This is a genomic window from Ruegeria sp. CDSC079 (assembly GCF_059610505.1).
The window spans coordinates 259446-272109 of sequence record NZ_JBXWNT010000004.1; the positions used below are offsets into that span (position 1 = coordinate 259446).

General features: G+C 56.1%; 11 protein-coding genes. 6 read left to right on the forward strand and 5 right to left on the reverse strand.

Translation table 11 applies throughout. From position 1 onward, the window contains the following. Positions 1 to 72: 72 nt before the first annotated feature. Positions 73 to 2562: a penicillin-binding protein 1A gene (locus AC2FIC_RS09375; RefSeq protein WP_496691081.1), complete on the forward strand. Its 2490-nt coding sequence runs from the start codon at positions 73 to 75 to the stop codon at positions 2560 to 2562. Here the strand turns inward: AC2FIC_RS09375 and AC2FIC_RS09380 are convergent. Then, on the reverse strand, positions 2556 to 3389 hold the full coding sequence (locus tag AC2FIC_RS09380; protein ID WP_496691082.1) for an aminoglycoside phosphotransferase family protein: 834 nt from the start codon (positions 3387 to 3389) through the stop codon (positions 2556 to 2558). The genes AC2FIC_RS09375 and AC2FIC_RS09380 overlap by 7 nt on opposite strands. A gap of 77 nt (positions 3390 to 3466) precedes the next feature. On the opposite strand from AC2FIC_RS09380, the gene prfB reads away from it, so the two are divergent. The 4 genes from prfB to AC2FIC_RS09400 all read left to right on the forward strand — a co-directional run bounded on the left by prfB (position 3467) and on the right by AC2FIC_RS09400 (position 7599). Further along, a complete protein-coding gene (prfB, locus tag AC2FIC_RS09385; protein WP_496691083.1) occupies positions 3467 to 4594 on the forward strand; it encodes a peptide chain release factor 2 in 1128 nt (375 codons plus the stop codon). A 14-nt stretch (positions 4595 to 4608) separates the two neighbouring features. Further along, positions 4609 to 5301, forward strand: coding sequence for a M50 family metallopeptidase (locus AC2FIC_RS09390; RefSeq protein ID WP_496691084.1), 693 nt, complete (start codon positions 4609 to 4611; stop codon positions 5299 to 5301). Positions 5302 to 5395: 94 nt separating this feature from the next. Continuing rightward, positions 5396 to 6790 (forward strand): amidase, encoded by a 1395-nt coding sequence (locus AC2FIC_RS09395; RefSeq protein ID WP_496691085.1) that lies wholly within the window; start codon positions 5396 to 5398, stop codon positions 6788 to 6790. A 29-nt stretch (positions 6791 to 6819) separates the two neighbouring features. Next, positions 6820 to 7599, forward strand: a complete 780-nt coding sequence (locus AC2FIC_RS09400; protein WP_281971948.1) for a DUF2189 domain-containing protein — start codon at positions 6820 to 6822, stop codon at positions 7597 to 7599. 16 nt (positions 7600 to 7615) lie between these two features. Here AC2FIC_RS09400 and AC2FIC_RS09405 read toward each other — a convergent pair whose 3' ends face one another. From AC2FIC_RS09405 to AC2FIC_RS09420, 4 genes are all read right to left on the reverse strand, one after another. After that, on the reverse strand, positions 7616 to 8458 hold the full coding sequence (locus AC2FIC_RS09405; protein ID WP_496691086.1) for a helix-turn-helix domain-containing protein: 843 nt from the start codon (positions 8456 to 8458) through the stop codon (positions 7616 to 7618). A 186-nt stretch (positions 8459 to 8644) separates the two neighbouring features. Then, entirely contained in the window at positions 8645 to 9205 is a 561-nt protein-coding gene (ilvN, locus tag AC2FIC_RS09410; protein WP_496691087.1) for an acetolactate synthase small subunit, read from the reverse strand. 6 nt (positions 9206 to 9211) lie between these two features. Beyond that, positions 9212 to 9604, reverse strand: a complete 393-nt coding sequence (locus tag AC2FIC_RS09415) for a hypothetical protein (RefSeq protein WP_496691088.1) — start codon at positions 9602 to 9604, stop codon at positions 9212 to 9214. Positions 9605 to 9612: 8 nt separating this feature from the next. Further along, positions 9613 to 11364, reverse strand: coding sequence for an acetolactate synthase 3 large subunit (locus AC2FIC_RS09420; RefSeq protein WP_496691089.1), 1752 nt, complete (start codon positions 11362 to 11364; stop codon positions 9613 to 9615). Between the two features lie 422 nt (positions 11365 to 11786). On the opposite strand from AC2FIC_RS09420, the gene AC2FIC_RS09425 reads away from it, so the two are divergent. Beyond that, positions 11787 to 12632, forward strand: a complete 846-nt coding sequence (locus AC2FIC_RS09425; RefSeq protein ID WP_496691090.1) for a HalD/BesD family halogenase — start codon at positions 11787 to 11789, stop codon at positions 12630 to 12632. Positions 12633 to 12664 lie beyond the last annotated feature (32 nt).

The window sequence follows — 12664 nt, forward strand, 5'->3', positions numbered from 1 at the left end:
ATTGGCCATGGTGTTTTGACCCTGCACAGGTGCGACACTATATAGGCGGCACCGCGAGCAAAAGGCAGTAACGTGATCCGTTTCATTCTTTCGATTTTCGGGGCGATATTCAGCCTCGTGACCCTGGGTATTTTTATGGCTGCGCTGGTTATCGGCGCGGTGTTCTGGATGTATGGGCGCGACCTGCCCAGTCACGAATCCCTGGCGCAGTACAAACCGCCCACGATCAGCCGGATTTATTCTGGTGAGGGTCAGCTGATCGACGAATTTGCGCAGGAACGCCGTCTGTTCACCCCGTCAGAAGAAATCCCCGAACTGGTTAAGCAGGCCTTTATTTCGGCCGAAGACAAGAATTTCTATAACCATAAGGGCTATGATCCGCGCGGGATTATTGCCGCTGGTGTCGAGGCAGTGAAATCCAAGGGCGAGAATGTACGGGGTGCATCGACGATCACACAGCAGGTAATGAAGAACTTCCTGTTGTCGGGGGACCGTCGGGCCGAGCGCAAGATCAAAGAGATCATCCTGGCCACACGGCTTGAGAATACGCTGGATAAGGAACAGATCCTAGAACTGTACATGAACGAGATTTTTCTGGGCCAGAACTCGTATGGTGTAACCGCAGCAGCGCAAACCTATTTCAACAAGACCCTTCAGGAATTGGCTCCGCATGAGGCCGCCACTTTGGCGGCTATGCCCAAGGCGCCGTCGGATTATCACCCGGTTCGGCAGAAAGAACGCCTTGTGAACCGGCGCAATTACGTGCTGCGCGAGATGAACCAAAACGGTTATATCGACACGGCGACCTATGAGGCCGAGGTCGAGATGCCTTTGCGGTCTGTCCAGAATGGTGATTTCGAAAGTTTCCGCACCGCCTTACCGCCGCGGGATTACTTCACCGACGAAATCCGCCGCCAGCTGAGCGAAGATTTCGGCGAGGGCGAGTTCTTCACAGGTGGTTTTACTGTCCGCGCCTCTGTGGACGAGGAAATGCAAGTCAAAGCCGCGCACGCCCTGCGCGAGGCGCTGCAGAAATACGACCGGTCTCGTGGAAAATGGCACGGGACTGACGAAGTGATCGCCGAAGAAATTCTGGCGGATGAGGTGCAGTGGCGTGAGGCCTTGGCGATTTTGGAAATCCCCCGTGATGTGGTTCTGCCAACGCAGTGGTATCCCGCCGTAGTACTGGATGTCGGTGAGCAGGCCCTGACCGTCGGCATTGAAAATGGTCCGGCTGACGGCATCATCCCGCGTTCGGACATCAAGTGGATGCAGGGCAGCTTCTTCGACAACTTCAAACGCGGTGACGTCATTCTGGTGATGGCCGGGGAAGAAGGCCAATGGTCGGCCCGTCAGGTCCCCGAGGTTCAGGGCGGCTTTGTTGCGATGGATGTGAACTCGGGCCGGGTTTTGGCGATGCAGGGCGGATTCTCGTATCAGGATTCTGTGTTCAACCGTGCCACGCAGGCGCAGCGTCAACCCGGGTCAAGCTTTAAGCCTTTCGTTTATGCTGCTGCGTTGGACAGCGGGTATAGCCCTGCGACCATTGTGGTCGACGCTCCGATCGAAGTGAACACACCGCAGGGCCTGTGGCGACCCAAGAATTCGACCAACAAATTCTACGGGCCGACGCCACTGCGTACCGGGATTGAACAGTCGCGGAACCTGATGACCATCCGTCTGGCGCAAGAAGTCACGATGCCCGTGGTTGCCGGATACGCGGAACGCTTTGGCGTTTATGACCGGATGGGTGCTTTCCTGGCCAACTCGCTGGGGTCCGAAGAGACGACGCTGTACAAGATGGTTGCGGCCTATGCGATGTTCGCAAATGGCGGCGAGCGGGTTGAACCCACTCTGGTTGACCGTATTCAGGATCGGTTCGGCAAGACAATCTATCGCCACGATGACCGCCAGTGCCTGGATTGTAATTCGGCCTGGCTGGAACCTGATGAATCCCCCACGATCGAGACCAACCGCAGTCAGGTCATGGATGCGATCACCGCTTATCAGCTGACGTCGATGATGAAAGGTGTCGTGGATCGTGGCACGGCATCCCGTGTTGTCAATCTGCCGGTGCCCACCGCTGGGAAAACCGGGACAACCAATGAATCCAAAGACGCCTGGTTCATCGGCTTTACTTCGAACATCGTTGCTGGCTGCTATATCGGCTACGACCGTCCGCGCCCGATGGGCCGGGGCGCTTATGGCGGCACTTTGTGCGGTCCCGTGTTCCAAAGCTTCATGGAGACAGCTGTCGATAAATACGGCGGAGGTCCGTTCGAAGTGCCACCGGGTGGTCACTTTATAAAAATTGACCGGTTCAGCGGTGCACGTTTGCCATCTGATGCGTCCGGAGACTTTGTCGTGGCCGAGTATTTCCGCGATGGCGCCGACGGCTTTATCGACCGCATCTATGACGGTGGTTTTGCGATGGGTTCCGACCTGCCGCTGTTTGAAGAGGTCAACAGCTCGGGTCGTCAGGTGACCACGTCGACCGGCGACACCATCACCGTTGGCCCAAATGCCAGCCAGGGCGATTTGCAGGGCGGCGGGCTTTACTGATCCGCCGCGCGCAACAACAGATTCAAGAGCGTTGCCTCGGGCGCAGCTGAAACTATCCCATGGCCGCGCCACATGATGGATAGCGCACCTTTTGCAGCGGCCCATTGGGCAAGACGTTTCCGCGACACACCTAACGCTCCGGAGTAAAGCTGGAGGCAGCGTTCGATCTGGTCGCGGCTGCGAACCAGATCGGGCATGCCTTTGGGGTGCCGCAATGCGTTTGCAAGTTCAAAAGCAGGATCGCCCAGATACCCCTTTGCATCAATTACCCTTGCCCCTGAAGGCGTTTGAATTACGTTATCGGTGTGAAGGTCACCATGCAGCGGCACCACCTGCGGTTGGCTCGTCAGAAGGTTTGATGCCAGTTCCGTTGCGCGGATCACATCGCGTTGTAGCGCATCGGGGCAATCGCGGGCAAACGTGCAGTCAAACAGTGGATTGAATACCTTGTGCAATGGTCGCAGCTCGTCGAACGCAACCGTGGGCTTTTGGTGAAGGCGGTGGGCCATCTCCGAGAAAACCTGCAGCGCGCTTTCAGCGTTTCCGTCACGCGCGATGTCACCCAGTGTCGGACCCTCCAACCACTCCATCAATACGGCTTTGCCCGCTTCGGCATAAATGGCAACCGCGCCACGATCCCGCCAGAGCGACAAAAGCCCGGTCGAAGCAGCTTCGTTCCCGCGATCTGCGCGGTGGTATAGCTTTAGCGCGGCCGGCCCATAATCCCGCGCGTGAACTTTCCAGACTAACGCATGCTGGGCTTCGGCGATCAGTGTGGCACGGCATAATCCCCAGCAATCCATGATATCAGCCGGAACAATATGCATTCAGGTCTCCGCTGTCTTGTGGTGGCCCCACGCTCTTGCTATCACGCAGGCCTGATTGAGCAAGTTGGGACGTAACCATGCGCGCCGAAACCCAGAATACCGTGGCGGAAATTGAAAAGTCGCTAGAGCTGCTGGCGCAGCGCATGGACTATGAAACCGCACCCCATCGCCTTGAGGAATTCAATGCCCGGGTTGAGGATCCCAACCTGTGGGACAACCCCGAGAATGCGCAAAAACTGATGCGCGAGCGGCAGATGCTGGTCGATGCTATTGAAATCTATGAATCCATCAAAACCGACCTCAGCGACAATATGGAATTGATCGAACTGGGCGAGATGGAAGAGGACGAAGAGGTCGTCACCGACGCTGAAGAGGCGATCAGAAAGCTAAAAGCCAAAGCCGCCAAGAAAGAGCTTGAGGCGCTGCTGGACGGAGAGGCCGACGGCAACGACACTTTCCTTGAGATCAATTCGGGCGCAGGCGGCACCGAAAGCTGCGACTGGGCTTCGATGCTGGCGCGGATGTATGTCCGCTGGGCCGAGAAAAAGGGCTATACGGTCGAGCTGCAATCCGAGACCTCGGGCGAAGAGGCGGGTATTAAATCTGCGGCGTACAAAATTTCTGGCCACAACGCTTATGGCTGGCTGAAATCGGAAAGTGGCGTGCATCGGCTGGTGCGAATTTCACCTTATGACTCGGCGGCCAAACGGCATACCTCGTTCAGTTCGGTCTGGGTTTACCCGGTGGTGGACGACAATATCGAGATCGAGGTCAACCCGTCCGAGATTCGCATCGACACCTACCGGTCCTCGGGGGCAGGAGGCCAGCACGTGAACACCACGGACTCGGCCGTGCGGATCACGCATATCCCGACCGGGATCGTTGTTACATCATCCGTGAAATCCCAGCACCAGAACCGTGATATTGCGATGAAAGCGCTGAAATCCCGCCTGTACCAGCAAGAGCTGGACCGCCGCAATGCTGACATCAACGCAGCCCACGAGGCCAAGGGCGATGCGGGCTGGGGCAACCAGATCCGGTCGTATGTTCTGCAGCCTTACCAGATGGTGAAGGACCTGAGGACCAACTATGAAACCTCGGATACCAAGGGGGTTTTGGATGGGGATCTTGACGGGTTCATGGCCGCCACACTGGCCTTGAACGTGGCCGGAAAAAGCCGCTCCGAAGCACAGGGCGAGGGCTGATAGCAGCGCGTTCGATGCCCATGATGAAGCTGATCAAAGGACATTGGCAACTGATTGCGCTTGTCGCTTTGGTGTTTGTGTTCTGGTCTACGCCGGTTGTGGTGCCTCTGAAGATACTCATCGTTTTCCTACACGAGCTGTCGCACGCGATAACCGTCGTCCTAACCGGTGGTTCGGTCGAGAGCTTCTCGATCTCACCGCAGCAGGGTGGTCTTGTCACAGCGCGTGGTGGGCAAAGGTTCTTCAGCCTGTCCGCCGGTTATCTCGGGTCGCTGGCGCTAGGGATGGGGTTGTTGCTGATTGCATTGCGCACGCATTGGGACCGGGCGGTGCTGGGTGGATTTGGCGGAGTGATGCTGTTGGTAACAGCGCTTTATGTCCGCGATCCCTTTGCCATGGCGTTTTGTGCAGGTGTTGGGGCGGTAATGATCGGCATGGCGTTCTATCTAAGTCGGCCGATCTGTGATCTGGCTTTACGCGTGATCGGGCTGACCAGCGTGATCTATGTGCCTTATGATATCTTTGATGACACGATCCGGCGCTCGGGTGTCCGCTCGGATGCCTACATGCTGGCCCAAGAATTCGGCGGCACAACCATGATGTGGGGCGGGATCTGGCTTGTGTTAAGCGTCCTTTCCATCCTATTGTGCGTAAAACACTTTCTTGGGCACGACAGCAATTTGCATTTTGAGTCTCGATCCAAGTGACCTCGGGTGGTCTTTGGTAAAAAGATGCATTCAAACTGAGGGTTTAAATGAGGATACGCTCCGGCTAGGCTGACCAAAAAGGTGGAGCCCAGGGATGGATCTAGGCCAAATAACAGCTGCCGAATTGTTGAGCGCATTGTCCTCTGGTCGTTTATCGGCGGCTGAGCTGATGCAACTGACGCTAGAGCGGATCGGCGCAGTGAACGAGCGCCTGAATGCAATCGTGGCGATGCGTGATCCTGATGATTTGATGGCCGAGGCCCGTGCTGTTGATTCCGGACCAAACCGTGGTCCGCTGCATGGTCTGCCGATTGCCGTCAAAGACTTGGTGAATGTTGCGGGCGTCGTTTCGTCCCAAGGATCACCAATCCTGAATGGGTTCATTCCCGAAACAGACGATCTGTTAGCCCAGCGGATGAAAGAGGCCGGGGCAATCCTGATCGGTAAAACCAATACTCCGGAATTCGGATTGGGCTCACATACGTTCAATCCAGTATATGGCGTCACATGCAACCCATATGACCCCGAGCGTACCTGCGGCGGTTCATCCGGTGGAGCAGCAGTCGCGCTGGCGTCTGGCATGGTGGCGCTGGCCGATGGGTCTGACATGATGGGCAGCCTGCGCAACCCTGCGGCATGGAACAACGTCTATGGCTTCAGGCCCAGTTGGGGGCGGGTGCCAAACGAACCCGACGGTGACGGGTACTTGCACCAGCTTTCTACATTGGGCCCGATGGCGCGGAGCCCCGAAGATATTGGTCTATTGCTTGATGTGATCAGCGGCACTCATCCGTCCCAACCTTTGGGCCATCCGGGGGAAAGCGTGTCTCCGGTCCAACCCGCAGACCTGACCGGAATGCGTATCGGGTGGTTGGATGACTGGGGCGGAGCCTTTCCATTCGAACCTGGTATCCGCGAGATTTGCCGTGACGCGCTCGAGGTGTTCACTCAACTCGGGGCCAAGGTCGAACCCCTCGCACCGCCCTTTGACGCCGACCAGATGTGGAATAGCTGGATTACATTGCGTTCGTGGAGCGTGGCCGCCGGTCTTGCGTCTCGGACAGAACACCGCGCGTCACTGAAGGATACTGCGCAATGGGAACTGGACCGTGGTCTGGCGCTGACAGCGATGCAGGTCCATCGTGCCAGTGTTGTGCGAACCGAGTGGTTCCGACGTGCGACCGAAGTTTTCCAGGACTATGATGCGCTTATCCTGCCGTCGGCCCAGGTCTGGCCATTCGACTTGCAGCTTGCATTTCCCACCGAAATCAACGGCACCCGGATGGATACCTATCACCGTTGGATGCAGGTCGTGGTGCCGGTCAGCCTGGTCGGACTGCCTTGCCTCTCGGTTCCTGTTGGATTTGGATCCGAAGGCTTGCCGATGGGGATGCAGATCTTTGGTCCGCGCGGAGCGGATTCTCGCATTTTGTCCATCGGATCTGCATATCATTCTGCCACCAGTTGGCCGCAAAAACGACCCGCCTGAAAATCGACCGGATACGAAGGATAAAAGCCATGGACAAACAGTTTGGTGTTCCGAACATGGGGCGGGTAGATGTCGAAATGCTGCACGAGGCCCTAAGGCGAGGCTGGAGCGATTTTCGCCGCGCTCCGCTCTTTGGGCTGCTCTTTTCCGGGTTCTATGTTTTGATGGGTTGGCTGATGGTTTGGGTCACTCTCACGACCGGAACGACCTATTGGCTGATTTTGGCCGCAATCGGTTTTCCGATGCTGGGCCCCTTTGCCATGGTGGGGCTGTATGAGGTATCGCGGCGCATTCAAGAGGGTGAAGGTTTGGATTCTCGGGCCATATTTGGCGTAATCCTGGGTCAAAGCCGCCGTCAGTTGCCTTCGATCTGCGCCATCATCGTTGTGATGTTTCTGTTCTGGTTCTTTCTTGGCCACATGATCTTTGCTCTTTTTATGGGGCTATCGACCATGACCAATGTGTCTTCGTCCCTTGAGGTGTTCCTTACATCAAACGGGTTGACGATGTTGGCGGTTGGAACAGCTGTTGGCGCGATTTTTGTGACCATCCTCTACATGATCACGGTGCTTTCAATTCCGATGCTTTTGGACCGAGAGCTGGATTTTGTGACCGCAATGATTGCCAGCTATAGCTATGTGGCCGCAAACCGCAGATTGATGCTGGGGTGGGGCGCGCTGATTGCGGTTCTGACGTTTGCCGCAATGATCCCCTGGTTTTTCGGCTTGTTGATCGTACTGCCGCTATTGGGGCACGCCAGTTGGCACCTATACTGGCTGATCTCTCAGGGCGGGGAAATCGCGGGTTAACACGCCAGGATCGTTGTCAAGCGCGGGCCATGGCTTCTGGTCGGCGTGCAATGCGCGCGGCGGCCAGGACTGTCGAGGTGTCGTCCCCTAAATGTCTGAGCAATATCCGCCGTGTCGTCGTTGCGGTAGCTGTAGTTTTTGACAGGCAAATTGCGACACCGCGCCAACAGTTTGTTTGATTTTCAATTCCACGTGTCACCAGATAAATCCTGCTTTTCTGAGACGCACGACAGGACATGAGCATATAAATCTGCCGCCCGGCACAGGCCACAATACCCTGTACTTCGCGCTCTGCGACTGATGCTCCGGGTGTCTCGGAAATTGGTTCAAACCCTCTAACCAAAGTACATTGCGGTAACCTTCTGGCGTGAAAAAGCCTGTGTCTCAGGGGTTTTGTGCCATCAAGTTCTGTCTCGGTCGCATAATAGAACCCGCCGGGAAACAGAATTTCAGTCAGGGTGGCTGGGGTGGATCCCAGAAACTCGGTCAGGGCGACGGCAGCCGGGTGCTTGGACGGTTGGTCAATCTGATCCAAGGGATGGAGCAAAATCCGAGCATCAACATCAAAAAAGCGGCATATTCGGTCAAGGACATCGGGTCGGGGAAAGCTTTCGCCGCCAAGATAGCGATTGAACTGAGTTCGGTTCACTCCAAGCTGGCGGCACAGCTCGGAAACTGAATTATATTGTCCAGCAAGAGTTCGCAGATTGGCGCCGAACATCCTGCGTAGGTCGTCGGGGCTGCGGCTGTCGTTCGTCATTTTCGTCCCGGTACTTGTGTGTATTCCGAATAACCGCGACACAACTGGCCAACAAACCAGGCGCTGTCTGAAATCGTACAGATGACCCAGCGGACGCATCCCAACGCCGCGCTACCCTTGAAGGCTAACGCGATGATGCACAGACGCAATAGGTTAATTCTGATTTAGCTTAAACTTTTTAGGCAAATGTGACGTTGATGTTCACGTTTGGCGTATTGTGATCTTGCAAATTGGGTATTGCCGATACCCCGCCGCCAACTGGATGCGCCGGCGGGGCAGTTTTGGTCAATCGCCGCGCAACAGGGCTGCAACGCCGGTTCGGGCGATTTCGATCAGACCCAGCGGGCGCATCAGATCGGCAAAGGCGTCGATCTTGTCAGGTGCGCCAGTGATCTCAAAAATGAACGAATTCAACGTGCTGTCCACGACATTGGCACGGAAAATATCGGCCAGACGCAGCGCCTCGACCCGCTTGTCGCCGTCGCCGACCACCTTGATGATGGCCAATTCCCGCTCGACCGACGCGCCTTCGACCGTCAGGTCATGCACGTCGCGTACCGATACGATCCGGCCCAGCTGCGCCTTGATCTGTTCGATCACCTGCGGGGTGCCGGTGGTGACGATGGTGATGCGGCTGAGGTGGCCGGTATGGTCCACCTCGGCGACGGTCAGGCTTTCGATGTTATAACCACGACCCGAGAACAGGCCGATGACGCGGGCTAGAACCCCCGGTTCATTCTCGACCAGAACTGCGATGGTATGGCGTTCCCGTACGTCGGAAAACGTGGGTCGTAGGTTATAGGCCGAATGGCGGGTGGAGCCTTTTTTGATATGTAGGGCAGACATGCTGAGCTAGTCCTCTTCGTAGCGAAGGTTCGATACACCTTCGGCATTCTCCAGAATTTTCCAAATTGCGCCACGCAATGCATCCACCTTGGGGGCTGCGTGGTATTTCTTGAACATCTTTCTCACATGCTCGGTCTTTGGTGAGAACTGAACCAGATGGCCATCACCATAGTTTGAGCAGCCGAAAACCAGGGCAAACGGCTCGTCGTGATCAATTTCGTGATACCATCCCCAGTCCTCGGCACAGGCGAAGGAAACCTCAAACCCGGATGCGGCAAGCTCTTTACTCAGAAAGATGCTGAGTTCCTTGCCAAACACATCCGGATTGATGAAATCATCAGCTTCTTCGTTCAACTCGTCCGGGGTAGGCTGGAAGCGCGTTGCGTCAAAACTGATCATCTGCGCTGTCATACCAGTACCGAACCTTTGCTATCTATCACGCCCTGCGTCTCGGCCTCGCCCAGCAGCATCTCGTTGTGGGCCTTGCCCGACGGGATCATGGGGAAGCAGTTCTCGTGCTTTTCGACCAGACAGTCGAAGATCACGGGGCCGTCATAGTTGATCATCTCCATGATCGCATCGTCCAGATCGGCGGGGTCAGAACACAAGATACCCTTGGCGCCAAACGCCTCGGCGAGCTTGACGAAATCAGGCAGCGCTTCGGACCAGGAATGCGAATACCGTTCGCCATGCAGCAGTTCCTGCCACTGGCGCACCATGCCCAAGCGTTCGTTGTTCAGGATGAACTGCTTCACCGGCAGGCGATACTGCGTAGCGGTGCCCATTTCCTGCATGTTCATCAGCCACGAGGCCTCACCAGCCACGTTGATCACCAGCGCGTCGGGATGTGCCATCTGAACACCGATCGAGGCCGGGAATCCGTAACCCATCGTGCCCAGACCACCTGAGGTCATCCAGCGGTTGGGATCTTCGAAGCCAAGGTATTGAGCGGCCCACATCTGGTGTTGGCCAACCTCGGTCGTGATGTAACGGTTATGTTTTTTGGTCAGTTCTTCAAGGCGTTGCAGCGCGTATTGCGGTTTGATGGTCTTTTCGCTGTTGGTATAGGCCAGGCAGTTCACCTTGCGCCATTCGCCGATCTGTTCCTGCCATTTCGCAATAGCTGCGGTGTTGGTCTTGCGACCGCGCGATTTCCAGACCTTGAGGATGTCCTCAAGCACGTGGGCCACATCGCCAACAATCGGGATATCAACGCGGATCACCTTGTTGATCGAAGACGGGTCGATGTCGATATGCGCTTTTTTGGAATCGGGCGAGAACGCGTCGATCCGTCCAGTGATGCGGTCATCAAAACGAGCGCCGATATTGATCATCAGATCGCAATCATGCATCGCCAGATTGGCCTCATACAACCCGTGCATGCCCAGCATGCCCAGCCAATTCCTGCCAGACGCCGGATAGGCGCCCAGACCCATCAAGGTCGAAGTGATCGGGAAATCTGTTGCGTCTACCAGTTCCCGCAGCAATTGGCTGGCTGCCGGGCCCGAATTGATGACGCCGCCACCAGTGTAAAACACTGGCTTTTTCGCGGTTTCAATCGCAGCAACCAACTCGGTGATCTCTTCCAGATCGCCTTTCAGAACAGGTTGATAGTGTGAGGTAGATGGTTTCGGTGCGCTGTATTCTCCGGACGCAAACTGAACGTCCTTGGGAATGTCGATCAGGACCGGGCCAGGACGGCCCGAGGTGGCGACATGGAACGCCTCGTGCAGGGTATCGGACAGCGAATTCGTGTCCTTTACCAGCCAGTTATGTTTGGTGCAGGGGCGGGTGATGCCAATAGTATCAGCCTCCTGAAAGGCGTCCGAGCCGATCATGAAGGTCGGAACCTGTCCGGTCAGAACAACAATCGGGATCGAGTCCAGAAGCGCATCGGTCAGCCCGGTCACCGCATTGGTAGCGCCGGGGCCCGAGGTCACAAGCGCAACGCCGGGCTTGCCGGTCGAGCGGGCATAGCCTTCGGCGGCGTGAACCGCACCCTGTTCGTGACGCACCAGAATGTGGCGAATGTCGTTTTGCAGAAAGATCTCGTCATAGATCGGTAGCACGGCGCCGCCGGGGTATCCGAATACCGTGTCCACACCCTGATCCTTGAGGGCCTGAACTACCATCTTTGCGCCGGTCATCTCACGTGTCATCTGCTTTGCTCCATTGGCGACATGTGTCTTGCGTTTCGCATAAAAAAAGCCCCCGAGATTTTCGGAGGCGCATGGGTTCGATTATGGTTTACCGTTACCGGCCCATGCGCGTGGTTCCTACGATTACGACTAGCGTTCTCATCGCCAGAGGCTCCTTTTTGCGTGGGTTGGACATTATGGGCGGTGGAAAGGGGCGTCAACAGGCAATTGCACCAATTTTCTAACTTCTGGGTGGTATTTTGCGACATTTTATTGCGCATTTTGACGCATGTTCGGAACTTTCGGGATTTTCGCCCCTTTGCAATGCTTGGTGAGTGGCACGGAAGTGTCGAAATGCGTCATGCCGATGTCCGAAACGGGCATGATCGTGATTTTAGGCTGAGTCACGCTGGACTTAATTGCAGTGGCGAGGGAGGCCGAACATGTTGCAGGATCTGGTTGATCTCGGGCGATACCCGATAGACCGCCCCGGTTCATGGGCATATGAGCAGCTGATAGGTGATCTGAGGCGCGAGCTGGATCGGGACGGCTGTGCTGTTCTTCCAAGTTTCGTACACGAGGATGGCGTGGCGCGTTTGCTGAAAGAAGCCGATAAGACTGCCGTAGGTGCACATAGGTCATTTAGCCGAACGAATGCGTATTTCACCAAAGACGACCCGGCATTGGCGCCAAGCCATCCGGTGCGTCGATTTTATGATCGGTCGAATGCCTTTGTGCCAGCGGACAGTTTTTCCAAATCCGGACCGCTGCGACGTATTTATGAGTTCGCTGGTTTTTTACCTTTCATTCGAACGGCATTGAACGAGTCCGAAGACCGGTTCTTTCGCTACGATGATCCTTTGGCTGATGTCATCGTCAACGTGGTCGAAGAAGGGCAGGGGTTTCCCTGGCATTTTGACACCAACAACTACACCGTGACGCTGGCCATTCAGAATGGAGAATTCGGTGGTGAATTCGAATATGCCCCCAACCTGCGAAGCGCCGAGGATGAGAATTTCGCGGCTGTTTCTGCAGTACTGGACGGTGATCGGAAACGGGTGCACCAGTTGGTGTTGAACCCAGGGGATCTGCAGATTTTCAAAGGGCGCTATTCCTTGCACCGGGTCGCTCCCGTGAAAGGAGAGCGCAGACGATATGTCGGGATCTTTTCTTTTGTCGAAACCGAAGGCATGTGCGGTGGGGTGGAACGGACCCGTCAGTTATATGGGCGTGTTCTTCAGCATCACCATGACAAGGAAGGAGTCCGGCGTGACGCCCTTCTGGATTGACGGTAACTAAGAGTGCTCTCGCCCGTTGCCCG